Source organism: Burkholderia sp. 22PA0099, assembly GCF_047497165.1.
Classification (GTDB): Bacteria; Pseudomonadota; Gammaproteobacteria; order Burkholderiales; family Burkholderiaceae; genus Burkholderia.
The window spans coordinates 2,042,947-2,067,421 of record NZ_CP163164.1; the positions used below are offsets into that span (position 1 = coordinate 2,042,947).

General features: G+C 68.4%; 23 protein-coding genes. 14 read left to right on the forward strand and 9 right to left on the reverse strand.

Annotated features, from left to right (window positions below; all coding sequences use genetic code 11):
• Window positions 1-40 precede the first annotated feature (40 nt).
• Window positions 41-976 (reverse strand): lysostaphin resistance A-like protein, encoded by a 936-nt coding sequence (locus AB4851_RS09100; protein ID WP_414446913.1) that lies wholly within the window; start codon window positions 974-976, stop codon window positions 41-43.
• Window positions 977-1,492: 516 nt separating this feature from the next.
• Window positions 1,493-3,421 carry an ABC transporter ATP-binding protein gene (locus tag AB4851_RS09105; protein WP_414446914.1) on the reverse strand — a complete coding sequence of 643 codons (1,929 nt, stop codon included), beginning with the start codon at window positions 3,419-3,421 and terminating at the stop codon, window positions 1,493-1,495.
• 531 nt (window positions 3,422-3,952) lie between these two features.
• On the opposite strand from AB4851_RS09105, the gene AB4851_RS09110 reads away from it, so the two are divergent.
• The gene (locus tag AB4851_RS09110) at window positions 3,953-4,837 is read left to right on the forward strand and encodes a Dyp-type peroxidase (RefSeq protein ID WP_414439909.1); all 885 of its coding nucleotides are present in this window, start codon (window positions 3,953-3,955) and stop codon (window positions 4,835-4,837) included.
• Window positions 4,838-4,942: 105 nt separating this feature from the next.
• On the opposite strand, the gene AB4851_RS09115 is transcribed toward AB4851_RS09110, so the two are convergent.
• Both AB4851_RS09115 and AB4851_RS09120 read right to left on the reverse strand, forming a co-directional pair.
• Window positions 4,943-5,344 carry an OsmC family protein gene (locus AB4851_RS09115; protein ID WP_414446915.1) on the reverse strand — a complete coding sequence of 134 codons (402 nt, stop codon included), beginning with the start codon at window positions 5,342-5,344 and terminating at the stop codon, window positions 4,943-4,945.
• A gap of 92 nt (window positions 5,345-5,436) precedes the next feature.
• Window positions 5,437-6,381 carry a LysR family transcriptional regulator gene (locus AB4851_RS09120; protein WP_414439907.1) on the reverse strand — a complete coding sequence of 315 codons (945 nt, stop codon included), beginning with the start codon at window positions 6,379-6,381 and terminating at the stop codon, window positions 5,437-5,439.
• Between the two features lie 133 nt (window positions 6,382-6,514).
• Here AB4851_RS09120 and AB4851_RS09125 point away from each other — a divergent pair, with 133 nt between their 5' ends.
• The 8 genes from AB4851_RS09125 (at window position 6,515) to AB4851_RS09160 (ending at window position 15,599) form a co-directional block, all read left to right on the forward strand.
• Window positions 6,515-7,753: an acyl-CoA dehydrogenase family protein gene (locus AB4851_RS09125; RefSeq protein WP_414446916.1), complete on the forward strand. Its 1,239-nt coding sequence runs from the start codon at window positions 6,515-6,517 to the stop codon at window positions 7,751-7,753.
• Window positions 7,750-8,826 carry a phosphotransferase family protein gene (locus tag AB4851_RS09130; protein ID WP_414446917.1) on the forward strand — a complete coding sequence of 359 codons (1,077 nt, stop codon included), beginning with the start codon at window positions 7,750-7,752 and terminating at the stop codon, window positions 8,824-8,826. The genes AB4851_RS09125 and AB4851_RS09130 overlap by 4 nt, the downstream gene beginning before the upstream one ends.
• Window positions 8,823-9,536, forward strand: a complete 714-nt coding sequence (locus tag AB4851_RS09135; RefSeq protein WP_414446918.1) for a histidine phosphatase family protein — start codon at window positions 8,823-8,825, stop codon at window positions 9,534-9,536. Before AB4851_RS09130 ends, AB4851_RS09135 begins: the two co-directional genes overlap by 4 nt.
• A gap of 54 nt (window positions 9,537-9,590) precedes the next feature.
• Window positions 9,591-10,361, forward strand: coding sequence for an SDR family oxidoreductase (locus AB4851_RS09140; protein WP_414446919.1), 771 nt, complete (start codon window positions 9,591-9,593; stop codon window positions 10,359-10,361).
• Between the two features lie 51 nt (window positions 10,362-10,412).
• Window positions 10,413-11,207, forward strand: a complete 795-nt coding sequence (locus AB4851_RS09145; protein ID WP_414446920.1) for an SDR family oxidoreductase — start codon at window positions 10,413-10,415, stop codon at window positions 11,205-11,207.
• A gap of 49 nt (window positions 11,208-11,256) precedes the next feature.
• A complete protein-coding gene (locus tag AB4851_RS09150) occupies window positions 11,257-12,273 on the forward strand; it encodes an NADP-dependent oxidoreductase (protein ID WP_414446921.1) in 1,017 nt (338 codons plus the stop codon).
• A 592-nt stretch (window positions 12,274-12,865) separates the two neighbouring features.
• Window positions 12,866-14,965 (forward strand): TonB-dependent receptor, encoded by a 2,100-nt coding sequence (locus AB4851_RS09155; RefSeq protein ID WP_414446922.1) that lies wholly within the window; start codon window positions 12,866-12,868, stop codon window positions 14,963-14,965.
• A 205-nt stretch (window positions 14,966-15,170) separates the two neighbouring features.
• On the forward strand, window positions 15,171-15,599 hold the full coding sequence (locus AB4851_RS09160) for a hypothetical protein (protein WP_414439899.1): 429 nt from the start codon (window positions 15,171-15,173) through the stop codon (window positions 15,597-15,599).
• 92 nt (window positions 15,600-15,691) lie between these two features.
• Here the strand turns inward: AB4851_RS09160 and AB4851_RS09165 are convergent, their stop codons facing one another.
• From AB4851_RS09165 to AB4851_RS09180, 4 genes are all read right to left on the reverse strand, one after another.
• On the reverse strand, window positions 15,692-16,744 hold the full coding sequence (locus AB4851_RS09165; RefSeq protein ID WP_414446923.1) for an AI-2E family transporter: 1,053 nt from the start codon (window positions 16,742-16,744) through the stop codon (window positions 15,692-15,694).
• 204 nt (window positions 16,745-16,948) lie between these two features.
• A complete protein-coding gene (locus AB4851_RS09170) occupies window positions 16,949-17,536 on the reverse strand; it encodes a YSC84-related protein (RefSeq protein ID WP_414439897.1) in 588 nt (195 codons plus the stop codon).
• A gap of 57 nt (window positions 17,537-17,593) precedes the next feature.
• Window positions 17,594-17,989, reverse strand: coding sequence for a DUF883 family protein (locus tag AB4851_RS09175; RefSeq protein ID WP_414442012.1), 396 nt, complete (start codon window positions 17,987-17,989; stop codon window positions 17,594-17,596).
• A gap of 486 nt (window positions 17,990-18,475) precedes the next feature.
• Window positions 18,476-20,425 carry an ExeM/NucH family extracellular endonuclease gene (locus tag AB4851_RS09180; RefSeq protein WP_414446924.1) on the reverse strand — a complete coding sequence of 650 codons (1,950 nt, stop codon included), beginning with the start codon at window positions 20,423-20,425 and terminating at the stop codon, window positions 18,476-18,478.
• Window positions 20,426-20,589: 164 nt separating this feature from the next.
• On the opposite strand from AB4851_RS09180, the gene rrtA reads away from it, so the two are divergent.
• The 5 genes from rrtA (at window position 20,590) to AB4851_RS09205 (ending at window position 23,990) form a co-directional block, all read left to right on the forward strand.
• A complete protein-coding gene (gene rrtA / locus AB4851_RS09185) occupies window positions 20,590-21,231 on the forward strand; it encodes a rhombosortase (protein WP_414446925.1) in 642 nt (213 codons plus the stop codon).
• A 70-nt stretch (window positions 21,232-21,301) separates the two neighbouring features.
• Window positions 21,302-21,655, forward strand: a complete 354-nt coding sequence (locus AB4851_RS09190; protein WP_414446926.1) for a YciI family protein — start codon at window positions 21,302-21,304, stop codon at window positions 21,653-21,655.
• Between the two features lie 132 nt (window positions 21,656-21,787).
• Window positions 21,788-22,195, forward strand: coding sequence for a YciI family protein (locus AB4851_RS09195; RefSeq protein ID WP_414446927.1), 408 nt, complete (start codon window positions 21,788-21,790; stop codon window positions 22,193-22,195).
• A gap of 86 nt (window positions 22,196-22,281) precedes the next feature.
• On the forward strand, window positions 22,282-22,698 hold the full coding sequence (locus AB4851_RS09200; protein ID WP_414446928.1) for a VOC family protein: 417 nt from the start codon (window positions 22,282-22,284) through the stop codon (window positions 22,696-22,698).
• Window positions 22,695-23,990, forward strand: coding sequence for an RNA polymerase sigma factor (locus AB4851_RS09205; RefSeq protein WP_414446929.1), 1,296 nt, complete (start codon window positions 22,695-22,697; stop codon window positions 23,988-23,990). The genes AB4851_RS09200 and AB4851_RS09205 overlap by 4 nt, the downstream gene beginning before the upstream one ends.
• A gap of 108 nt (window positions 23,991-24,098) precedes the next feature.
• Here the strand turns inward: AB4851_RS09205 and AB4851_RS09210 are convergent, their stop codons facing one another.
• Window positions 24,099-24,440, reverse strand: a complete 342-nt coding sequence (locus AB4851_RS09210; RefSeq protein WP_414446930.1) for a hypothetical protein — start codon at window positions 24,438-24,440, stop codon at window positions 24,099-24,101.
• Window positions 24,441-24,475 lie beyond the last annotated feature (35 nt).

Consider the following 24,475-nt stretch of genomic DNA (forward strand, 5'->3'; position numbering starts at 1 on the left):
CGGGCGGGGGGAGGCGGGGCGGCCGATGTTCATCAACGAATCACCCCACGCGCCGAGCCGCCGCCTCTTCACCCGTGCCCGGCAGCACGCGCCACGCCACCCACGCGAGCGCGCCGAGCGCCGGAAACACCAGCACGCTGCCTTCCGGCCCGACCGTGCCGCCGCTCCACCACACCGGGCCGATCGCATGGCTCTCGAACAGGCTGACGTTCGGGAGCAGGCCGCTGGTGGGCGCGCCGAACAGGAACGATTCGGACCAATCCCAGCCGGCGTGCATGCCGAACGCCCACCACAGCGAGCCGGTGCGCCAGATCGCGAGGCAGGCCACGAACCCGTAGATCACCACCGGCACGATCCCGGCCATGTTCTCGCCGTGATTGAACATGTGCGACAGCCCGAACGCGACCGAGGTCAGCACGGCGGCGGCCGACGGATGCAGGCCGCGCGCGAGACGGAAGAACAGATAACCGCGGAACGCCAGTTCCTCGGCCACGGCCACCACGGCGAACGCCAGCGCCCACACCAGCCCGGCTTCGAGCGCGGCCAGCGGGCTCATGCCCGAATAGACGAGCGTGGCGCCACCGGTCGAGGCCAGCAGCGTCATGATGATGGCCACGGCGACCAGCCCGCAGGCGCCGCCGAGCAACAGGTGCCGCAGCCGCTGGGGTGCGCGCAGGCCGACATCGAGCCACGAGCGGCGGTCGATGCGGCTCATCACGCGGGTGGCGATCAGCACGGCCGCGCACATCGCCAGCTCGAACGCGAATTGCTGGCCGGCGGTCAGCTCGCCTTCCATCCGGAACGGCAGGTCGAGGCCGCGCGCGGCGCCATCCACGCCGAGCATCAGCACGGCGACGATCGCGGCATACAGCAGCGCGGCCCAGCCCGCACGCAGCCCCTGCGGGCCGAACCACAGGTGTCGGAAGCGGAACGGCGGGATGGCGCTGGGTCGGTCGGCGTGCATCACGTCTTTCACCGGTAATGACCTTGTCTTTTGAATGCAGTGTTAACGGCAATCGATTCGCGTGTAGGCATTTTGAAGGCATTTGATTGCGAATCGGCGAGTTCCGTGATTATGTGGATTATCTGCGCCGCTGGGTATAGCGCAGCGCAAATCAAATTGGATTTACGTGGCATCGTATCGTCCTTGCGACGCATGACTTGCGCGCGCATCGATAAAATTTTAGGAGATCCGGCGCCCGATAGCCAATGCGCTGTCGAACCCGGGCAAGGGTTTGGCATTATTTTCGGGATATTTATAAAGTCGAAAGCGAGATGAAACTGAATGGCAAGCTAATGGCAAAGCCTTGCGTAAAATGCGTGCATTATTGTCGTTGAAATGTGCAAATTTGATTATTGTTTTGACCGATGCATTGCCGCCTCGTTACGGCAAGACAATTGAAAGCCGAATCGCGAAATATCGGCCATGTGCACGACGGCGCTCCCGCGCCAGAAAAAGCGGGGCGGCGGATCGCGTCCGCCGCCCCGATGCTTACGACGTGCCGAACGCCGTGCCTTGCAGTCGGCTCGTGTCGTCGGCCCGCTGCGCGTCGGCCTTGCCGGCGGAATCGGCCGCATCGAGCGAATCGAGCGCCTCGATGCCGTAACCGCCCGTCTGCTCGATCAGCCCCTTCGCGAGTTCCAGCGCCTGCCGCTCGAACAGCCGCCGGTAAACCCCGCCTTCGAGCCGGATCAGCGCGTCGTGATCGCCTTCCTCGATCACCCGGCCGCGTTCGAGCACCAGCAGGCGGTCGAGCGCGCGCACCGTGGACAACCGATGCGCCACCACCAGCGTGGTGCGGCCCACCATCAGCCGTTCCATCGCCTGCTGGATCAGCAGCTCGCTTTCGCTGTCGAGGCTCGAGGTGGCCTCGTCGAGGATCAGGATCGGCGCGTCGGCCAGGAACGCGCGCGCGATCGCCACGCGCTGCCGTTCGCCGCCCGAGAGCTTCACGCCGCGCTCGCCCACCAGCGTGTCATAGCCTTCCGGCAGCTCGCTGATGAAGCCGTGCGCGCTGGCCTGCATGGCCGCGCGCACGATCTCCTCGCGGCTCGCGCCGGGCCGCGCATAGGCGATGTTGTCGGCCAGCGAGCGGTGGAACAGCACCGGCTCCTGCTGCACGATCGCGATATGGCTGCGCAGCGATTGCTGCGTGACCTGCGCGATGTCCTGCCCGTCGATCAGGATGCGGCCGCCCTCGATGTCGTAGAGCCGCTGGATCAGCTTGATGAACGAGGTCTTGCCCGAGCCCGAATGGCCGACCAGGCCGATCCGCTCGCCCGGCGCGATGCGCAGCGAAAAATCCGAGTAGAGCGGCGCCTGGCGCGGCCCGTAGCGGAACGTCACATGATCGAAGCGGATCTCGCCCTTGCCGATCGCGATCGGCCGCGCGCCGGGCGCATCCTCGATGCCGAGCGGCTGGCGCTCGAGCGCGACCAGTTCTTCCATGTCGTTGACCGAGCGCTGCAGGTTGCGGATATGCATGCCGATGTCGCGCAGGTAGCCCTGCAGCATGAAGAACATGGTCAGCGCGAACACGATGTCGCCGACGCTCGCGCGATTTTGCGACCACAGCCACAGCGCCGCGCCGAGGATCGCCGCCTGCATCAGCACCAGCATCGCGCCCTGCACGCCGCCGCTGAGCGTGCCGCGCACCCAGGTGCGGCGCGTGCGCTGCCGCCATTTGCCGATCACGCGGCCGATCCGCGCTTCCTCGCGCGTTTCCGCGCCGAACGCCTTGACCACCGGGTTGCAACTGATCGAATCGGCCAGCGCGCCGCCCAGCCGCGTGTCCCAGAAGTTGCCGAGCCGCGCGGCCGGCGCGATCAGGCCGAGCGACAGCGCCACCGTGACCGCGATGTACAGCACCGAGCCCGTGCCCACCACCAGCCCCATCACGGGCCAATGCCAGCCGAGCAGCAGCGTCGCGCCGCCGAGCATCATGACCGACGGCAGCAATGCCAGCAGCAGCGTGTCGTTGAGCATGTCGAGCGCCCACATGCCGCGCGTGATCTTGCGCACGGTCGAGCCGGCGAAGCTGTTCGCATGCCAGTCGGTCGAGAAGCGCTGCACGCGATGGAACGCGCCGGCCGAGATCTCGCTCATCATGCGCAGCGTCAGCGTGATGACGTTCATGTACATCGCCTGGTGCAGCACCGTGACGGTCACGCCGAGCGCCAGCAGCACGCCGAACGCGTGCAGCGCCGCGTTCCAGGCCGCGGCGCGGTCGTGCAGGCCGAGCGTGACCGCGTCCACCAGGTGGCCGGCGAACATCGGGGTGAGCACGTCGCCGAGCGCGGACAGCATCGCGCAGCCGACGACGGCGAGGGTGCGCGCCGGTTGGCGGCGCCAGTGACGGAAGGTGAAGCCGAGCACGTCGTTGAACGGACGGCTACCGTGACGATCGGTGTGTTGGATCATGGGTCTTGGCCTGGTGGGCATGGTGTGCGCCAGGACTTGTCGGTGGTCGATGAATCGGCGAAACGACGGGCCGTCGGTGCCACTGCGGCATCGTGACGATGCATGCGTGGCGGTGGCGCGACAACCGCAACGAGCGGAGCGCGCCGGTGAAGCAGATCAATGACGGAAGACGGCCGGGAAGTACAGCGGGCGGAAGGGCCTCGGAAGCCCGCCGCGGGGGGCACGAAGCTAGTTCGCGCCTTGCGGCATGACGTCCGGGAAGCCGCAGTGTGATGGCTTGTGACGCATCGTTTGACCTCCCTTGAACGTAAGCGATGGAGCGTGGATGAGGGCGAGGCGGCGGGCGCCGCATCACCGTCGGGCGAAAACCCGCCCGATTACGGGATTGTAATCGCGCCCGGGAGGTAATGCCAAGCTGTTGCCGAATCGACACGGCGACGGTCGCCATGTCGCATGGCCCGCTCGTCGCGTATGGGACAATCCGGCCCTCGATTCCCGTCCCCACCGCAACCGCCACTGACGCACATCACGATGAGCACCATCCAGCAAGGCATCCTGTCGCCGCTGCCGCCGGCCAACCGTTACCTGTCGCTCCAGATCGCCGACCCCGCCGACGTGCCGCGCGCGCTGGCCGCGCTGCGCGACGCCACCGACGCGGCGCGCACGGTGGTGGGCGTCGGCCCGTCGCTTGTGCAGGCGCTCGACCGCAAGATCGACGGCCTGAAGCCGTTCCCCGACCTGTCGAAGCCGGGCGCGCCGGTGCCGTCCACGCAGGTCGCGCTGTGGGTGTGGCTGCGCGGCGACGATCACGGCGAGATCACGCTGCGCTCGCGCGCGATCGAGACGCTGCTGGCGCCGGCCTTCGTGCTCGACAGCGCCGCCAACGCGTTCCGCTACGCCGACGACCGCGACCTGTCCGGTTACGAGGACGGCACCGAAAACCCCAAGGGCGACGAGGCGGTGGAGACCGCGTTCGTGACCGGCAAGGGCGCGGGCCTCGACGGCGCGAGCTTCGTCGCGGTGCAGCAATGGGTGCACGATTTCCCCGCGATGAACGCGATCGAGGGCGACGAGATGGATCGCATCGTCGGCCGCCGCAAGTCGGACAACGAGGAGCTGGAGGATGCGCCGGCCTATGCGCACGTGAAGCGCACCGAGCAGGAGAGCTTCACGCCCGAGGCCAAGGTGCTGCGCCGCTCCGCGCCGTGGGCCGACGAGCGCCGCGCGGGCCTGTATTTCGTGGCGTTCGGCCATTCGTTCCGCGCGTTCGAGGTGCAGATGCGCCGCATGGTCGGTGCGACCGACGGCGTGCTCGACGGCCTGTTCCGCTTCACGCAGCCGGTGACGGGCGCGTTCTTCTGGTGCCCGCCGGCCTCGGCCGACGACCGGCTCGACCTGTCGGCGCTCGGGATCTGAGCGGAACCGATTCAAGCGCGCCAGCAAAAACCGCGCCCCGGCCAGTGACGGCCGGGGCGCGGTTTTTTTATGGGCGCGGCGTTGTGCGTGACGGTTGCGGCGGCTTCAGCGCACCGTGGTGTCGATGCGCGTGCCGCGCTTGATGAACAGCGTGACCGGCGTTTTCTCGGCGATTTCGCCGAGCCGCGTGCGTTGCGCGTCGTCGAGTTCGCCGTCGAGCGTGATGGTGCGGCGCACGTATTGCGTGCCGTCGTGGTCCGCGTGCAGCTCGGCGTGGACGTGCAGCTTGACCGCCGGCCATTCCTTGCGCTGCATGTACATGCGCAGCGTGGCCGCGGTGCATTGGCAGAGGCTCGCGAGCAGCAGTTCGAACGGCGCGGGGCCGACGCCGCGGCCGCCTTCGCGTTCGGCTTCGTCGCCCTGGAAGCGATGGGCGCCGGCCTGGATGTCGACGACGTAGTTCGGGGCATCGGCAGCCAGTTCGGCTGCGGCGTGGATCAGGGGCATGAGGTTCCTCGGCGGGTGGGGCGTGTCGACAGCATAAACGGGTTGCGTGCCGCTCGTTGTTAAGCGAGTTGTCGAACCTGAGTGCCGCGCGCTCAGGCGTTGGCGATCGCCGGCTCCTCGCCGCCGCCCAGCGCGGCGGCGCGCACGATCGTCGCGACCCGTTCGCGAAACCAGCGGTGCGCGCCATCGGCATCGCGCGATTCGTGCCAGTACGCGTGGATCGCATACGGCTTCACGCGCAGCGGCAGCGGCATCGCCACCACCGGCAGCAGCCCGGTCATTCGCAGTGCGTAGGAGCGCGGCAGCGTCAGCAGCAGGTCGCCGGCCGCCGCGATCTGGCAGGCCGCGAAATAGTGCTGGCAGACGAGCTGGATCTGGCGATAGCGGCCATCGGCGGCCAGCAGCACATCGAGCGAATTCGGCTCGCCGAGCGGCGAGACGGTCACGTGGCGCGCGGCGAAGTAATCGGCGCGGCGCAGCGGCCCCGCGGCGAGCGGATGATCGCGGCGCAGCACCACGCACAGCGCGTCGTCGGCCAGCGTCTCGCGCACCACCTGCGGCCCGGCCGGCACGCGCCGCTCGATCGCCAGATCGAGTTGGCCGCTGGCGATCTCGCGCCCCACCTCGGCCAGCGCCACGCGGCGGCTCACCAGCGTGATGCGCGGCGCCTCGCGCGCGAGCCGTTCGACCAGTTGCGGCAGCGCGATCGATTCGAGCACGTCGCGAATCCCCACCACGAAACGCTGCTCGACGCTGGCCGGATCGAAATGCGCCTGCACGTGCGCGGCGGCCTGCAGGCCCTTCAGGTGGCGCTGCACGTCGGCGATCACGGCGCGGGTGCGCTCGGTGGGCGTCACGCGATTGCCCTGGCGCACGAACAGCGGATCGCCGAAATGCGCGCGCAGCCGGTTCAGCGCGTGCGTGACGGCCGGCTGGGTCAGATGCAACGCGCGGGCCGCCGCGCTGATGCCGCCGTGCACGTAGATCGCGTCGAGCACGCGGAACAGGTTCAGGTCGAGTCGCAGGTCGGAAGTCACGGGCGGGGCGGCGCGGCGAAAGGCGGGAAGCCAGCATATTACTTTGGCTGATGACCTGCCATGAAGAACATTCATTTCATCGATCGGTGCGATCGGCGTAGGCTGGGCGTCACTTCAAACGGGGGACGATCTCATGGATTTCACGCCGACCGCTCGCAGCCAGGCTCTCGCCGAACGGCTGACGCGCTTCATGCACGACGAGATCGCGCCCGCCGAGGCCCGCTATGCGGCCGAGCTGGCCGGTGGCGCGGATTGGCGGCGCTGGCGGCAGCCGGCCACCATGGAGGCGCTCAAGCGCAAGGCGCGCGAGGCGGGCCTGTGGAACCTGTTCCTGCCCGAAACCGAACTGGGCGGCGCGGGCCTGAGCAACGCCGAATACGCGCCGCTCGCCGAGATCATGGGCCACTCGTTCATCGCGCCCGAGGCGTTCAACTGCAACGCGCCCGACACCGGCAACATGGAAGTGCTGGCGCGCTACGGCACGCCCGAGCAGCAGCGCGCCTGGCTCGCGCCGTTGCTGGCCGGCGAGATCCGCTCGGCGTTCTGCATGACCGAGCCCGAGGTGGCCTCGTCGGACGCCACCAACATGCAGGCCACCGCCGTGCAAGACGGCGATGCGTTCGTGCTGAACGGCCGCAAGTGGTGGTCCACCGGCATCGGCCATCCGCATGCGCGCGTCGTGATCTTCATGGGCCTGACCTACCCGGATGCCGAGCCGCATCGCCGCCACACGATGGTGCTGTGCCCGCTCGACGCGCCCGGCGTGACGATCGAGCGGATGCTGCCGGCGTTCCATCATTTCGACGAGCCGTCGGGCCACGGCGAGGTGCGTTTCGACCAGGTGCGCGTGCCGGCCTCGAACGTGATCCTCGGGCCGGGGCGCGGCTTCGAGATCGCGCAGGGCCGGCTCGGGCCGGGCCGCATCCATCACTGCATGCGCGCGCTAGGCGCGGCTGAACGCGCACTGACTTTGCTGTGCCGCCGCGCCGAGGCGCGCAGCGCGTTCGGCAAGCCGCTGGCGGCGCTTGGCGGCAACGCCGACATCGTCGCGAACCTGCGCATCGCCATCGAGCAGGCGCGTCTGCTGACGCTGAAGGCCGCCTGGACCATCGACACGCACGGCGTGAAGGCCGCCTTGAGCCTGATCTCGCAGATCAAGGTGGCGGTGCCGGCCGTCGCGCAACAGGCGGCCGACGCGGCGATCCAGATCCACGGCGGCGCGGGTGTGTCCGACGACGTGCCGCTCGCCGCGCTGTATGCCTATGCGCGCGTGCTGCGGCTGGCCGACGGGCCGGACGAGGTGCATCGCGGCGTGGTGGCGCGGCTCGAATTCAAGCGTCAGGCCCAGGCGCTGGCGGGAGCGGCGGCATGAGCGCGCCGATCGATGCCGCCCGCGAAGTGCGCGACGAGGACCGGCTCGACGCCGTCAAGGTGGACGCGTTTCTCAAGGCGCAGGTGCCGGGCCTGGCCGGCGAGCCGACGATCCGCCAGTTCCACGGCGGCGCGTCGAACCTGACCTACCTGATCGCCTACCCGGGCCGCGAGCTGGTGCTGCGCCGCCCGCCGGCCGGCGCGAAGGCCGGCTCGGCGCACGACATGCTGCGCGAGGCGGCCGTGATGGCCGCGCTGAAGCCCGCCTACCCGTGGGTGCCGGCGATCGTCGCGCGCTGCGACGACCCGGCCGTGACCGGTTCGGAATGCTATGTGATGGAGCGGCTGGCCGGCGTGATCCTGCGCCGCGATCTGCCGCCCGAGTTGGGCCTCGACGCGGCCGGCACGCGCCGGCTCTGCGAGCGCTTCGTCGACCGGCTGATCGAGCTGCATGCGGTGGATGCCACCGCGCCGGCAATAGCCGCGTTCGGCCGCGGCGAGGGCTATGTCGCGCGGCAACTGAGCGGCTGGCGCGAGCGCTGGCAGCGCGCGCTGACCGACGGCACCGATCCGGCCGCCGACGTGACCGGCTGGCTCGACGCGCACCAGCCCGCGCACGACGGCCGGCTCTGCGTGATCCACAACGATTACCGTTTCGACAACGTGGTGCTCGACCCCGACGATCCGTTGCGCATCGTCGGCGTGCTCGACTGGGAGATGGCGACGCTCGGCGACCCGCTGATGGATCTCGGCGGCTCGCTCGCCTACTGGGTGCAGGCCGACGACGACGCGCCGTTCCGCGCGATGCGCCGCCAGCCCACCCACGCACCCGGCATGATGACGCGCGACGAGGTGGTGGCCTATTACGGCGCGCGCACCGGCACCGACGTGAGCGGCTTCGCGTTCTACGAGGTGTTCGGGCTGTTCCGGCTGATGGGCATCATCCAGCAGATCTACCGCCGCTACGTGCTCGGGCAGACCACCAACCCGGCGTTCGCCGGCTTCGGCGACGCGGTGCGCTACCTGACGCAGCGCTGCCGCGCGCGCATCGCCGCCGGGGGCGCCGCGCGATGAGCGAGATCGTCCTGATCCGCCATGCGCAGGCCAGCTTCGAGGCGGCCGACTACGATTGCCTGTCGGCGCGCGGCGAGACGCAGGCGGCGCGGCTTGGTGCATGGATGGCCGCGCGCGGCGCGCAGCCCGCCGCGATCGTGACCGGCACGCTGCGCCGGCACGCGCAAACCGCCCTGCATTGCGCGCAGGCGGCCGGCGTCGCACCGCCGCTGCGCGTGCTGCCCGGCCTCGACGAACTCGATTCCGACGAACTGATCGCGCGCTACCGGCCCGCGCTCGCCTCGCGCGACGCGCTGCTGGCCGAGCTGGCGCGCGCCGCCGACCCGCGCCGCGCGTTCCAGGCGCTGTTCTCGGGCGCCGTCGCGCGCTGGACTTCGGGCGAGGCCGACGCCGATTACGCGCAACCGTGGCCGGCGTTCCGCGCGGCGGTGCTCGACGCGTGGGACACGCTGCTGCGCGAGGCCGGGGCCGAGGCCGGGGCCGCGCGCGACGGCGAAACCTGGGTGGTGTCGTCGGGCGGGCCGATCGGCGCGATCGTCGCGCATCTGGCCGGCGCGCCGCCGCAGCGCGGCTTCGATTTCGCCTGGCCGCTCGTCAACACCAGCGTGTCGCGCATCCATGCGGGCCGCAGCGGCGCGCGGCTCATTACCTACAACGCCTGGCCACATCTCGACGCAGCGGCCGACGCCGCGCTCGTCACGCATCGCTGAGTGCCGCCGAGCCAGGCCGCATCCCTTCGTTATTATCCAGAGGAATCCATCACGATGACCGCACCCGATCTGTTCGATTTGTCCGGCAGGATCGCCCTCGTCAGCGGTGCGAGCCGCGGCATCGGCGAGGAGGCCGCGCGCCTGCTCGCCGCCTGCGGCGCGCATGTGATCGTGTCGAGCCGGCGCATCGACGATTGCCGCCGGGTGGCCGACGCGATCGTCGCCGACGGCGGCTCGGCCGAGCCGGCCGCCTGCCATATCGGCGAGCCCGAGCAGATCGAGGCGCTCTACGCCGCGCTCGACGCGAGGCATGGCCGGCTCGACATCCTCGTCAACAACGCCGCCGCGAACCCGTATTACGGCCCGATCGTCGACACCGGGCTCGACGCGTTCCAGAAGACCGTCGACGTCAACATTCGCGGCTACTTCTTCATGTCGACGCACGGCGCGCGCCGGATGGCCGCGAACGGCGGCGGCGCGATCGTCAACGTCGCGTCGGTGAACGGCGTGATTCCGGGCGACAAGCAGGGCATCTACTCGATCACGAAAGCGGCGGTGATCTCGATGACCAAGGCGTTCGCGGTCGAATGCGCGGCCGGCGGCGTGCGCTGCAACGCGCTGCTGCCGGGCCTGACCGACACCAAATTCGCGTCGGCGCTGACGAAGAATCCGGCCGTGCTCGAACAGGTGCTCGCGCATGTGCCGATGCGCCGCGTGGCCGCGCCGTCGGAAATGGCCGGCGCGATCCTGTTTCTCGCCTCGCCGGCGGCGAGCTACACCACGGGCGCGGTGCTCAACGTCGACGGTGGATATCTGTCGGTATAGTGGCGACGCGCGGCGCAGCGGCGCCGTGTGCAACGAATTCGAGGAGCAAGCATGACGACGATCGGAACGCCGCGGCTCGCGGGCAAACATGCCTTCATCACGGGCGCGACGGGCGGGCTGGGCCGCTCGATGGCGGCGCGCATGGCCGAACATGGCGCGAAGCTGTTCCTGACCGACGTGGCCGCGCAGCAGCCCGCGCTCGAAGCGCTGGTGGCCGAGCTGAACGCGGCGGCCGGTAGCCGCATGGCGTGGTTCGCCGAGCAGGACGTGCGCGACGACGCGCGCTGGCAGGCGCTGGCCGCCGAAGCGAACACGGCGATGGGCGGCCTGTCGGTGCTGGTCAACAACGCGGGCGTGGGGTCGCTCGGCACCGTCGAGCAGATCGAGCAGAAGGAATGGCGGCGCGTGATGGACATCAACGTCGAAAGCATCGTGCTCGGCGTGCGCCATGCGCTGCCGTTCCTGCGCGACAGCCAGCCGGCGTCGATCATCAACGTGTCGTCGGTCGCGGCCTTCAAGCACGAACCGGAATACACGGCCTACAACGCGTCGAAGGCGGCGGTGGCTTCGTTGACCAAATCGATCGCCGTCGATTGCGCGCGCAAGCAAACCGGCGTGCGCTGCAATTCGCTGCATCCGTCGTTCATCCGCACCGGCATCGTCGAGCCGTTCTTTCAGCAGCTCGGCGAGAACGCGGCCACCCGCAAGCTCGCGCGCGGCGTGCCGATGGGCCGGCTCGGCGAACCGGACGACGTGGCCTGGGCCGCGATCTATCTCGCGTCCGACGAGAGCCGCTACGTGACCGGCGCCGAACTCGTGATCGACGGCGGGCTGTGCGCGATGTGAGCGCGCGGCCGGCCCGATCCGCCGCTTTTCCCCTTATCGAGGAGACACCATGCCTGATACCGTCAACCGCCAGTTGCGCCTGAAGGCGCGCCCCGAAGCGCGCGTCGGCGCCGAACATTTCTCGCTCGTCGAGACGCCGCTGCCTGATCTTCACGATGGCGAACTGTTGGTGCGCGTGCTGTATCTGTCGATGGACCCGACCAACCGCGTGTGGATGAGCGACATCCCGCAATACCTGCCGCCGGTGGCGATCGGCGAAACCATGCGCGCGCTCGGCATCGGCCGCGTGGTGGCCTCGCGCGCCGGGAAGTTCGCCGTGGGCGATCTGGTGCAGGGCCTGGTGGGCTGGCAGGACTATGCGCATGTGACGGCCGAGGACGCGCCGAAGCTGCTCAAGCTGCCCGAGCTCGGGCTGCCGCTGCCGACGCTGCTCGGCGCTTGCGGCATGAGCGGGCTGACGGCCTATTACGGGCTGACCGACATCGCGCCGGTGCAGCCGGGCGAGACGCTGGTGGTGTCGGCGGCGGCCGGCTCGGTCGGCTCGATCGCGGGGCAGATCGGCAAGATCCACGGCGCGCGCGTGGTCGGCATCGCGGGCGGCCCCGACAAGTGCCGCTACCTGACCGACACGCTCGGCTTCGACGCGGCCGTCGACTACAAGGCGCCCGACTGGAAGCAGGCGCTGAAGGCGGCCACGCCCGACGGCGTGCACGTCGACTTCGAGAACGTGGGCGGCGAGGTGATGCGCGCGGTGCTGTCGCGGATGGTGATCGGCGGGCGCGTGGCGATGTGCGGGGTGATCTCGAACTACAACAGCCAGGGCCGCGCCGGCGACGATTTCGGCGTGGTGATCTCGAAGCGGCTGACGATGCGCGGCTTCCTGATCCTCGATTACCGCAAGAACCGCGAAGCCGTGCAGCAACTGGCCGGCTGGTTGCGCGACGGGCGCATCAAGGCCGAGGAAACCGTGGCCGACGGGCTGGAGAACGCGCCGGACGTGCTGAACCGCCTGTTCGACGGCAGCCATCGCGGCAAGCTCGTGCTGCGCGTGGCGGCCGACGCCTGAGCGCAAAAAAAAGCCACGGATCGCTCCGTGGCTCGCAATGTTCCAGTCTAGAGGGGGAGTCCGACTGGAGTCTGGCCGCCTCTGACCACCTGGAACCGGGGTTGCCGGAAGGCGATCGCGAGACAGTTCCCATTGTTCTGGTGCGGTGCCGCAGAGTCAATTTCGGGCGATTAAGCGCGATTAAAGACGCTTACGAAGTCTTGCCCATCATCCGCTTTCACCGGCTTTCATCCTGCTTGGGCGCGTGCGCGGTGCCCCAAGGCGTCTGCCGTCGCCGGCCATGACCGGCACGTGGCGCTTCGCAACGAAGCGCCACGTGCCATTTCCCTGCCTGACAAAACCTCTCCGCAGATTCTTTCGGCTGCCGTGCTTGTTGTTACAAACTGAAATGATATAACATATCCCAATCAGTTTGTTTTCAACTTGATTTCGACCCCGCGCGTGCCGCCCGGCCGGGTCGCGTGGAGGTCGTCGATTCGTGACGGCTCATTGCGCGGCCGAAATGATACGTTATAACGTGACGTATTGATGGGTGATACCGCGGTGTCGGCTCGGGTTCGGCCTTCATTTCACGACACCACCACCGTTCACCATGCGCGACTCCGTCCGTTCCCGTTCCCTGTCCGCCGCGCGCGGGCTGCCGCCCCTGACCCTGATGTTCGTCGCCAGCCTGGCCTATGCGCAGTCGGCGGCCACCTCCGCCCCAGCCGTTGCCACGCCTACGCCGGCGCTCTCGTTGAACCCCGTGTTCGTCACCGCGAACCCGACCGGCGACACCGAGCTGATCTCGCCGACCGCCTCGATCGGTGGCGACGCACTCGCGCTGCGTCGCGCCGATTCGCTCGGCGGCTCGCTCGACGGCCTGCCCGGCGTGTCGACCACCACCTACGGGCCGCTGGTCGGCCGCCCGATCATCCGCGGCATGGACGGCGACCGCATTCGCCTGCTGCGCAACGGCGTGGCCGCGTTCGACGCGTCGTCGCTGTCGTACGACCACGCGGTGCCGCAGGACCCGCTGACGGTCGAGCGCGTCGAGATCGTGCGCGGGCCGGCCGCGCTGCTGTACGGCGGCAACGCGGTCGGCGGCGTGGTCAACAGCATCGACAACCGGATTCCGCGCGAGGTGATCAAGGGCGTGTCGGGCGCGGTCGACGCCAGCTATGGCGGCGCGAACGACGCACGCGCCGGGGCCGCGATGGTGGAGGGCGGCAACGGCCGCTTCGCGTTTCACGTGGATGCGTTCGATCGCGAAACCAGCAAGCTGCGGATTCCCGGCTACGCGCATTCGGATCGCCAACGCGCGCTCGACGGCCCCGACGCCGAGCAGACCTCCGGCAACATCCCCAACAGCGATGGCCGCCAGCATGGCGGCGCGGTGGGCGGCGCCTACACCTGGGCCGACGGCTACGCGGGCCTGTCGTACAGCGGCTTCGAATCGAACTACGGCTCGGTGGCCAAGAGCGACGTGCGCCTGCGCATGCGTCAGCAGCACCTGGCCGCATCGTCCGAGATCCGCAACATCGCCGGCCCGATCTCGCAACTGAAGTTCGACTTCGGTTATACGGACTACGAACACAAGGAAATCGACAACGGCGAGACCGGTACCACGTTCCGCAACCACGGCTACGAAATGCGCATCGAGGCGCGTCATCGCAAGATCGGCCCGTTCGAGGGCGCGTTGGGCGTGCAGGCCTCGCAGAACACGTTTTCGGCGCTCGGCGAGGAAGCGCTGGTGCCCACCACGCAAACCACCAACGTCGCGCTGTTCGGCCTGGAGGAGTGGCAGGCCACCGAGGCGCTGAGGTTCAGCCTGGGCGGGCGCATCGAGCACATCAAGGTCGATCCGACGCCGGCCGGCAACGAACGCTTCGCCGGCGCGAGCGCGCGCACCTTCAACGCGGGCAGCGTGTCGTTCGGCTCGCTGCTGAAGCTGAACCCGGTGTGGTCGGTGGCCGGCAGCGTGTCGTACACCGAGCGCGCGCCGACCTTCTACGAGCTGTACGCGAACGGCCCGCACGACGCCACCGGCCAGTACCTGATCGGCAACCCCGCCGCGCAGAAGGAGAAGGCGATCTCGACCGACCTCTCGCTGCGCTACGCGAGCGGCCCGAACAAAGGCAGCATCGGCGTGTTCTACACGCGCTTCACGAACTACCTGACCGAGTTCAACACCGGCCGCCTGGTCGACGACGACGGCGAACCGGTCGCCCCCGGCACCGCCGACGCGCTCAGCGAGGCCAATTACCGTGGCGTGCGCGCCGAGTTCTACGGCATCGAATGGGACAGCAAGTGGCGCGCGTTCCAGAAGGGCGCGCATCGTCTGGATTTCGAACTGAGCGGCGACTACACGCACGCGCGCAACGCCGAGACGGGCGAGCCGCTGCCGCGCATTTCGCCGCTGCGCGCCACGCTGGCCGCCGATTACGGCTATGGCCCGTTCGGCGCGCGTGCGCAGCTCACGCATGCCTGGGCGCAGCATCGCGTGCCCGAGAACGACCTGCAGACCGACGGCTACACGTCGCTCGGCCTGGTGCTGACCTACCGCTTCCGGATGGGCGCGACGCACTGGCTGGCCTACGTGCGCGGCGACAACCTGACGAACCAGGACATCCGCTACGCCAGCTCGGTGGTGCGCGACATCGCGCCCGAAGGCGGCCGCAGCGTGATGGTGGGGCTGCGCACGACGTTCTGACGCGCTGCCGAGTCGTTCACACCGGGAAATCAGGCCCGGCCGAGCACGAGCCCGGCCGGGCTTTTTTCATCAGGTGTCCGGAGTTTAGTAAGATGGCACGCGCCGAAAGCGGATCACGGCAGCGGCCGGCATCGATGCGCAATCTCGTGCATCGGCGCCGCGCCAGACTATTCCACTCCGCCTCATATTCCGGGAAGAAACAGACATGACGACACGACTCGCGTTGCGCGCGGGCCTGGCGGCGGCGCTGCTGTGCGCTGCCGCCGCGGCCCACGCCGCGCCGCTTTGCCAGACCCAGACGCAAGGCACGCACAAATCGAAGCTCTGCATCGAGCAGACGCCGTTCAAGCACGACTACTACACGTTGTGGGTGGACGACGCGCCGGTGTTCATGCTGCCCGACGATTACGTCGAGAGCGTCACGCTCACGCACGCGGTGCCCGACGACGACAGCAACGAATTCCCGCTGTCGAAGCAGGGCACGCGCACCGTGTCGATCACGGGCGGTTGCCGTCCGGTGGACGAAACGCAGGGCAGCGGCAACGATGCGGTGGTCGCCGAAACGGGCCGCACCTGCACGTTCCTCTGGGGCCAGCAGACGGTCGTGAAGGACATGCGCTTCAAGTTCGACTGAGCTGGATTGCCGCCGGCGCGATGCCGGCCGATATGAAAACGGCGCGAGGATGCTCGCGCCGTTTTCGTTTGGGTGAGTCGCGGGCGCGTGAATCAGGGGTTCTGATCGGCGCGCGCGAAGATGTCCCAGGTGGCCATGAACAGCGCCGCGACGAGCGGGCCGATCACGAAGCCGTTGATGCCGAACAGCGCCATGCCGCCGAGCGTCGAGATCAGCACCACCCAGTCGGGCATCTTGGTGTCCTTGCCGACCAGGATCGGGCGCAGCAGGTTGTCCACCAGGCCGATCACGCCCACGCAGAACACCACCAGGATCACGCATTTCCAGATCTGCCCGGTCACGCCGAAATAGATCGCGGCCGGCGCCCACACGAGGCCCGCGCCGATTGCCGGCAGCAGCGACAGGAACGCCATCAGCGCGCCCCACAGCAACACGCCGTCGATGCCGAGAATCCAGAAGATCAAGCCGCCGAGCGCGCCCTGCACGAGCGCCACGGCGATGTTGCCCTTCACGGTGGCGCGCACGACCGTGGTGAACTTGGTCAGCAGCAGTTGCTTGTGATCTTCGTCGAGCGGCAGCGCGCGCCGCACGCGGCGGCCGATCTCGCCGCCGTCGCGCAGCAGGAAGAACACGAGGTACAGCATGATGCCGAAGCTGACCACGAACTGGAACGCGTTCTGGCCGATGCTGAAGGCCTGCGTCGCGACGAACTGGCTGATTGCCGCCGCGCCATCGGTCAGCTTCTTCTGCACGCTCCCGATGTCGGTCAGGCCGTAGCTGCGCAGGATGCGCTGAATGGACGCGGGCAGCGCGTGCACGATCTCCTGGAACCAGCCCGTCATGTTCGGCTGCGCGGCCTTGATCTGCTGATAGGCGAGCCCGATTTCCTGCACCAGCGTGCCGGCCACGAAGGTCAGCGGGATGATCACGATCAGCACGATCAGTGACAGCGTGACGAGCGCGGCGAGATTGCGGCGCTTGCCGAAATGCGCGGCGAACCAGCGCTGTACCGGCTGGAACAGGATCGCCAGAATCGTGCCCCAGAAGATCGCGCCGAAGAACGGCACGAGGATCCAGCAGAAGCCGATCGTGACGATGGCCAGCAACAGGTGGAAGAATTTTTGGTGGTCTTTCCCGCTTTCCATGAGGTCGCTCGAACGGCTTGTAATTAGGGTGGACGCGCGCCGGCGGCGCCGACATCCAGTGGTGCCCGGAATGCCGCGAGTATGCCTGCAACTCGCGAGGGCGGGTAGCGTGGCGCCGGGGCTTATCCTGCGCGCAGACAAAAAAACGCCGCGGCGCGAGCCGCGGCGCTTCCCGGCGTGGCGGCCCCGAAGGGCCGGGCGCGCTTACGGGTTGATGCGCGAGACCTTGGTGCCGTTGACCGACAGGTCGCCCATCAGGCCCGCATTGGTCAGCACGATGGCTTCGACCGGCGACGTGACCGTGTTCGAATCGACCGCACCGTTCGCACCGATTTTCACGACGGCGACCGAGGCGTCGGCACCGGCCGACCAGCCGTCGGTGCTGCGGAACTTGTCGAGCGCGTCCTGCGTCATGAACAGGAACACCACGGCCTTCGATTGCGCGCCGGCCTGCAGGCCGAACGACAGCGACGAGGTGTTGTAGTAGCCGACCGTGCTGCCGCCCACGCGCAGGGCGCCGTTGCCGGTCTGTGCGCCAACGATGAAGCCGGCTTGCAGCACGCTCGGGAACACGAGCACGCCGCGCGACTTCGCCACCAGCTCACGCGAGCCCGGCACCGTCGAATACAGGCGCGAGAGCGTCGCGTCGACGCTCGAATTGATCGCCTGACGCTTCGACGAATTGGCCGCTGCGCTTTGCGGCTCGTTCGGCGGCGTGGTCGTGCAGCCTGCCAGGGCGAAACTGCCGACGACGACGGCTGCTGCGGCTTTCATCATGAGTGCTTGACGCATGGTTTTTTCTCCTCGTTGCAAGTTGGATTATGTGCGTGCGGGTAAATCAGATTCGGATCAACGGCGTGCGAGCAGCAGGCCGGCGATGAAGGCGACGCCGGCGACCACGCCAGCCGTCTGCCACGGGTTTTCGTGAACCACTTGCGAGACGCGGTCGGCCTGCTCGCGGGCATGCGAGCGCAGGCGGTACAGGGCGTCTTCGGTGGCGTCGTCGAGGGTGCCGCGCACTTCCTCGAGACGGCTGTTCAGGCGCTTGCGCAGCGATTCGACGTCCGCGTCTTCCTTCTTCAGCAGGTCCTCGAGTTCGCCGACGAGCGAGCGGACGTCGTCTTTCACGTCCGAGTTGAGGTTGTGTGCGTTGTGGCGCGTATCGCGTGCAACACGGCGGCCGGTGCGGCGCAGTTCCGTGATGCCTCGGTCGATTTTGTCTTCGATGCTGTTCGTGAGTGCCATGGTGGTCGTTCTCCTTGAGATCGAGAAAAAAGGGTCGGTGATACGAGACATGCCCGAATCAGATTCGCATTCTCGGCCCAAGTTTCGCAACTCGCGTGCCAGGTCGGTCCCTATCTCTAAAAAGTCCTTTCGGGACAGGGGGTTGCGCAATTGAAACAAAATCTCTTGCTGCGTTCGTAACGGCTTCGGAATGCGGTGAAATTTGCCGATTCTCGCGATGTGCGTGTCGGTAAAAATGGCATGAGCGACCCGGGAGCGACCCTTGCGACACCCCGCAAAGCGTTGCGGGGCTTGCGCTCGGCGGAAATCGGCCGCGAGGCGTTCAAGGCCGCGAAAACCGGCGATTCCGTGCACCGCAGGGCGCTTTTTCTCCCGATTTTGCGATGGCACCGAAATGCCGTGCGATTGATGCTTTTTTGCACGAAGCGGCGGGGCGGCTTGTAGTTTTTGCCGTTAGCAGCCGGCCAGCCGGCCGCCGCCGTGGCGTCAGCCCGGCGTGCATGTTTTGCGTTTTGCGCGCCATGCCGCCAACGCCGCGCCGCCACCGAGCGCGAGCAACAACCAGGCATCGCTCGCACCGCCGCCCGTCGCGGGTGAGCCGCCCGGGTTGCCGCTGCTGCTGTCGTCCACCGGCACCGCAGAGTCGGCGAGCGCCAGATCGACCACCACCGGATCGTGATCGGACGAACGATACGCATCGGGCGCGTAGAAGCTCGTGCGCTGCGCGGTGCTCTTGTAGGCGTAGGTGTATTCGAGCGCGATCGGCTCGTCCGCGTTGATGTGCCATTCGTGCACGGCCTTCACGCGCGGCAGCAGCGCGGCCGACGCGAGTGCGTGATCGAGATAGCCCGTTTCGCCGCTGTACACATAGCTGTACGCGTTCTCGCCGATGAAGCGCGCCGCGAGGTTTGTATAGCCGCGCGCCTCGAACAGCGCGATCGGGTCTTCCTTCGCGTAGCTGTTCATGTCGCCGATCAGCAGCACGCCCGCGCCTTCCACGCCGGTGGGGTTGCCGGCCAGCCAGTCGGCCAGCAGGCCGGCCGCGCGCAAGCGGGTGGGATTCCAGCAGCTCTGGCCGTCGCCCTGGTCCGCATCGAGGCCGGTGGCGTCGGTGCAGCCCTTCGACTTCAGGTGGTTGACCACCACCGTCACGGGGCGTGTGCCGCCGATGCGGCGGAAGGTCTGCGCGAGCGGCTGGCGGTTCTTGTTGTCGATCGCGAGCGTGGCGGCCTTGCCGATCGGCTCGACCGAGCGGCTGTTGTAGAGCAGCGCGACCTTGATCGCGTCGCCGCCGAGCTTGTCGCCGCCGGGATCGACCACGCGCCATTGGTCGCCGAGCCGTGCCGCGAGCTGGCGCACCGCGCTCAGGTCGCCGTAGCCGTTGTTGGCGATTTCCATCAGGCCGATCACGTCCGGCTGCAGTGCCGTGATCGCGCTGACGATCTTCGCTTCCTGGCGCTGGAATTCCGCGTAGGTGGGCGCGCCGCGGTTGTCGGGCGCGTCGAAGCCGGCACCCTGGCCGTTGCCGTTGAAATAGTTGAGCACGTTGAACGAGGCCACACGCACGTCGGCCTGCGCATGGCGCGCGGGTGCCGGGCCGCGTGGGTTGGCCGACGCGTCGAAGGCCGGCACGGCCGCGCCGGGCACCGGTTGCAGGCGCCACGCGCTGTAGCGCATCTCCATCACGCCCTCGACGTTCTCGACCGTGTAGCCGACCCGTATCGGGTTCGCGGCCGACAGGCCCGGCGCCGGATACGGCACGCTGGCCGGGTTCTGCCGGTTCGAGCCGTCGTCGAGGATCAGGCGGTTCAGCGCATTGGCGGCGGCGCGCGCCTTCGCCTCGGCCGGCGCGACCGCGTTGGTGGGCACCGACAGGCGGCCGTTGCTGAGGAGCACGCTGCCGTAGCGGCCCAGTTCGTAGACTTCGCTGACCGTCAGCTTTTGCGGCACGCGCACCAGCATGCCTTCCACCGCCGCGAACGCGGAGGCGTTCGCCACCGGCAGCGTGAGCGTGGCCGGCGTGACGTGCTGGCCGCTCGCGCACACGGCGATCGCGCCCGACAGCGTCAGTTGCGTCTGCCCATATTTTTCCTCGACCTTGCCGGTCAGGTGAACCAGATCGCCCGCGGTGGCGCGCAGCTTCGGCGCGTAGACGAACAGGCCTTCCGACACGCCGGGCTGGTTGACGCGCTGCGCATCGGCTTGCTGGACGAAGAAGCCGCCGAAGCCATCCGTGCCGCCGTAATCGGCCGTGACCACGGCCTCGATCGAGACGGTTTGCAGGTTCAACGGCGACGGCGCGACGTTGCCCTGGATTTCGGCAATCGGCGTGGCGGCACCGCCGCAACCGGCGCTGACGGCGGCGGCGTGCGCGGGAAGCGCCGCCACCGCAGCGGCCAGCGACACGAGAACGAAACGCGGAATGGCTAGGTTCATGGCAGTTTTCGTCGTTGAAGGAATTAGTAAGATTACGGACGAATATTGACAGTGAAATGTAATGAACAGACGAAACCTGGCCATCCGGCCAGGGTGTGCCGGCTGCCGCGCGCGGGTACGCTGGCGTCATGGGTCGGGGAGCTATCGATGCAAGGAACAACGGCATGACGGCGCACCGGGCCGGCTGGTGCGTGGCGGCGCTGGCGCTGGTGGCCGTGCAGGCGTTGCCGGCCGCGTGGCGCGACGCGCTGGCATTCGATCGCGCCGCGCTGCGCGACGGGCAGCTCTGGCGGCTCGTCAGCGCGCATTGCGTGCATCTGGGTTGGCGGCACGCGGCGCTGAACCTGGCGTGCCTGACGGTATGCGCGCCGCTCGTGGCGCGGCGGCACCGCGCCGGCCCGGTGCTGGTCGGGCTGGCGGCGCTCACGGGCGGCCTGTTGTGGGCCTTTGCGCCCGGTGTCGAGCGTTACGTCGGGCTGTCGGGCGTGATCTACGCGCTCGCGGTGCTCGGGCTCGCGCCGCTGGCGCGGCGCGGTTGGCTCGGGCGCGGGCTGCTGGCCGCGCTGTTCGTGCGCGTCGGCTGGCAGCTCGTGGCCGGTGCGCCGCCGGCCGAGGCCGTCTGGCTCGGCGGCCCGGTGGCCGCCGAAGGGCATCTGGCCGGCCTCGCGGCGGGCCTGCTGTGGCTCGGCGGGGCGGCGGTCGTGGCAAGCCGGCGCGGTGGCGGGCCGGGGCAAGGTGGACCGTTGGAGCCGTTCGAGCCGCTGCCGGGCGTCGATGGACGCTCATCCGCCGCGCGCTCAGAATGAGTGGCATTGTTCTTGCCGTTGTCTTCGACGCTGTTTCGTCGTCACCGTTGTTCGATTACCGGAGAGGAATATGGCTTTTGTGCTTCTGATTGCCGAACCCGTGGGCCAGCGCGCCCAACGCACGCAGGACGAGGGCCGCGCGCTGTACGAGCGGATGCTGCGCTTCGCCGGCGATCTGCAATCGCGCGGTGTGCTGCGCGTGGCCGAATCGCTGGTGTCCGAGGAGAAGGCCACGCGCGTGCAGATCCGCAACGGCGAGTCGCGCGTCGTCGACGGGCCGTATGCCGAGGCCAAGGAAATGATCGGCGGCTTCTTCCTGCTCGATGTCGCGACCGAGGGCGAGGCCGTGGCGATCGCCAAGGCGTGCCCGGCCGCCGAGTGGTGCACGGTCGAGGTTCGCGAGGTCGGGCCGTGCTTTCTTTGATCGCCCCGGCGCTGTAAATCGAGGGCTTGACCCGTCGATCGCCAGATCGATGTCGAAATCGCCGCGTGTCGAACGTCGTCGTGTCAGGAGCCGGCGAACCGCGGCTCCGCCACCGAACCGACGGAGAACGCCATGCGATTCATGATCCTGGTGCGGGCCACGCCCGCCAGCGAGGCCGGTTGCCGGCCCGACGATGCCCTGATGGAGGCGATGGGCGCCTTTCACGACGAGCTGGCGAAGGCCGGCGTGTTGCTCGATGCGGCCGGGCTGCGGCCGACCTCGCACGGCTGGCGCATCGAGCACGAGGGCGGCAAGCGCCGCGTGATCGACGGGCCGTTCGCCGAAACCAAGGAGCTGGTGGCGGGCTACACGCTGATCCAGGTGCGCTCGCGTGACGAGGCGCTCGAATGGACGCGGCGCTTTCCGTCGCCGTTCGGCGCGCTGGAACACGGCACGATCGAGGTCCGGCAACTGTACGAGCCGGAGGATTTCGAACCGGGCGGCCTGCTCGGCCCCGAGAAGCTTGCGCACCGGGCTTGAGGGGGCGCCTGCCGTTTTTTGCTGCGCGTTCCACACCGTTTCCCAAGGGGCCGTGCGGCCCCGCCGATCGAATCAGGAGGCTCACGATGCATCGCCAGATCTACGTCAATCTTCCCGTGCGCGATGTGGCGCGCTCCCGGGCGTTTTATACCGCGCTCGGTTTCATGCCGGTGCCCGAATTCAGCAATGACGATGCCGCGTGCGTGCGGATCGGCGAAACGATCTTCGCGATGCTGCTGTCGCATCCGTTCTTTTCGAGCTTTACCGACAAGGCGATCTGCGACCCGGCCGAGCGTCTGCAAACGCTGCTGTGCCTGTCGTGCGACGGTCGCGAGGAAGTGGATCACCTGGTTGCGGTGGCGGCGCAGTCGGGTGGTGCGGCCACGCGCCCCGCGCAGCAGCAGGGGCCGATGTACGGCGCGGCCTTCGCCGATCCGGACGGGCATGTGTGGGAGCTGGTGTACATGCCGGTGGCCGGGGAGGGCGCGGGAGCCGCCGCGTGAGCGGCACGGCCGCACAGCGCGCGATCGAGGCGGTGTGGCGCATCGAGGCCGCGAAGATCGTCGCGTACCTCGTGCGCATCCTGCGCGACGTCGGCGCGGCCGAGGAGGTCGCCCAGGATGCGCTGGTGGCCGCGCTCGAACACTGGCCCGGCGAGGGCGTGCCCGACAACCCCGGTGCATGGCTCATGACGGCCGCCAAACGGCGCGCGCTCGACCGGCTGCGGCAGGAAGCGCGGCACGCGCGCAAGCACACGCAGATCGGCCAGGAACTCGATGCGCTCGACGCGTGGGCGGTGCCGGACGTCGCCGACACGCTGGAGGCCGCGCGCGAGGATGTGATCGGCGACGACCTGCTGCGGCTCGTGTTCATCGCCTGTCATCCGGTGCTTTCGAAGGATGCGCGCGTGGCGCTCACGCTGAAGCTGCTCGGCGGGCTGTCGACCGGCGAGATCGCCCGCGCGTTCCTTGCTCCCGAGCCGACCGTCGCGCAGCGGATCGTGCGCGCCAAACGCACGCTGGCGGCGGCGCGCGTGCCGTTCGAGGTGCCGCACGAGCGCGAGCGTGCGGCGCGGCTCGGCTCGGTGCTCGAAGTGATCTACCTGATCTTCAACGAAGGCTATTCGGCCACGGCCGGCGACGACTGGATGCGGCCGGCGCTGACCGACGAGGCGATCCGCGTCGGCCGCGTGCTGGCCGAGCTGGCGCCCGGCGACAGCGAGGTGCACGGCCTGCTTGCATTGATGGAACTGCAGGCCTCGCGCATGCATGCGCGTACCGATGCGCAGGGGCGGCCGGTGCTGCTGCCCGAACAGGATCGCGGCCGCTGGGATTCATTGCTGATCCGGCGCGGGCTGGCCGCGCTCGAACGCGCGCAGGCGTTGGGCGGGGGGCGCCGCCCGTACGCCTTGCAAGCCGCACTGGCGGCCTGCCATGCACGGGCGCGCACGGCGGCCGATACCGACTGGGCGCAGATCGTCGCGCTCTACGATGCGTTGGCCGAGGCTGCGCCGTCGCCGGTGGTCGCGCTCAATCGCGCCGTGGCGGTGTCGATGATGGCGGGGCCGGCCGCTGGCTTGGCGCTCGTCGATGCGCTGGCGGACGATCCGGCGCTCGCGCATTACCCGTGGCTGCCGGGCGTGCGGGCCGATCTGCTGGCCCGGCTCGGGCGCCACGAAGCGGCGCGTGCGGCGTTCATGCACGCGGCCGCGCTCACCCACAACGCCCGCGAACGCGCCTTGCTGCTCGAACGCGCCGGCGCGTTGCCGCTCGGCCCCGATTTCCCTCGCGACTGATATTGCGTGTGCGTTGATTGATCCCGGTATTGCCGATTGGTTACTCATGCGTTCATTTCAGTTTCACTGAATCTCAAGTCGAAACGATCGCCTAATAAAAATTCGAAATTAGGGTTTCAGGGTAAGGATAATTCGATCAATAAATAGATAGAATCTGACTCGACCTGAAAAATAACAAACATAGGCGGGAGGCAAATTTCCCGTTTGAGGCACTCGATATAGCGGTTCGCGTATCGAGAAACGCCGGGCGTGGATCGTCGGTTCGGATGGTGCTTGCCTGACAAGGCGGGCGGTGGCGTTGGCGTGGTTTGCCACGCTGGCGTTGCGTTTTCCCGTTGTCGTGTTGCCGTGGTGAATATTCGTTACGCCGTGTCGCCGCGTGACGGCGCGTGCGCGCCGTTTTCCGGCAGCCGGGCGGCGATCGAATATGGCGATATAGATCGGTGCCATTGGTTTTTTCCGATGATCGATCAGAAACCCAAAAA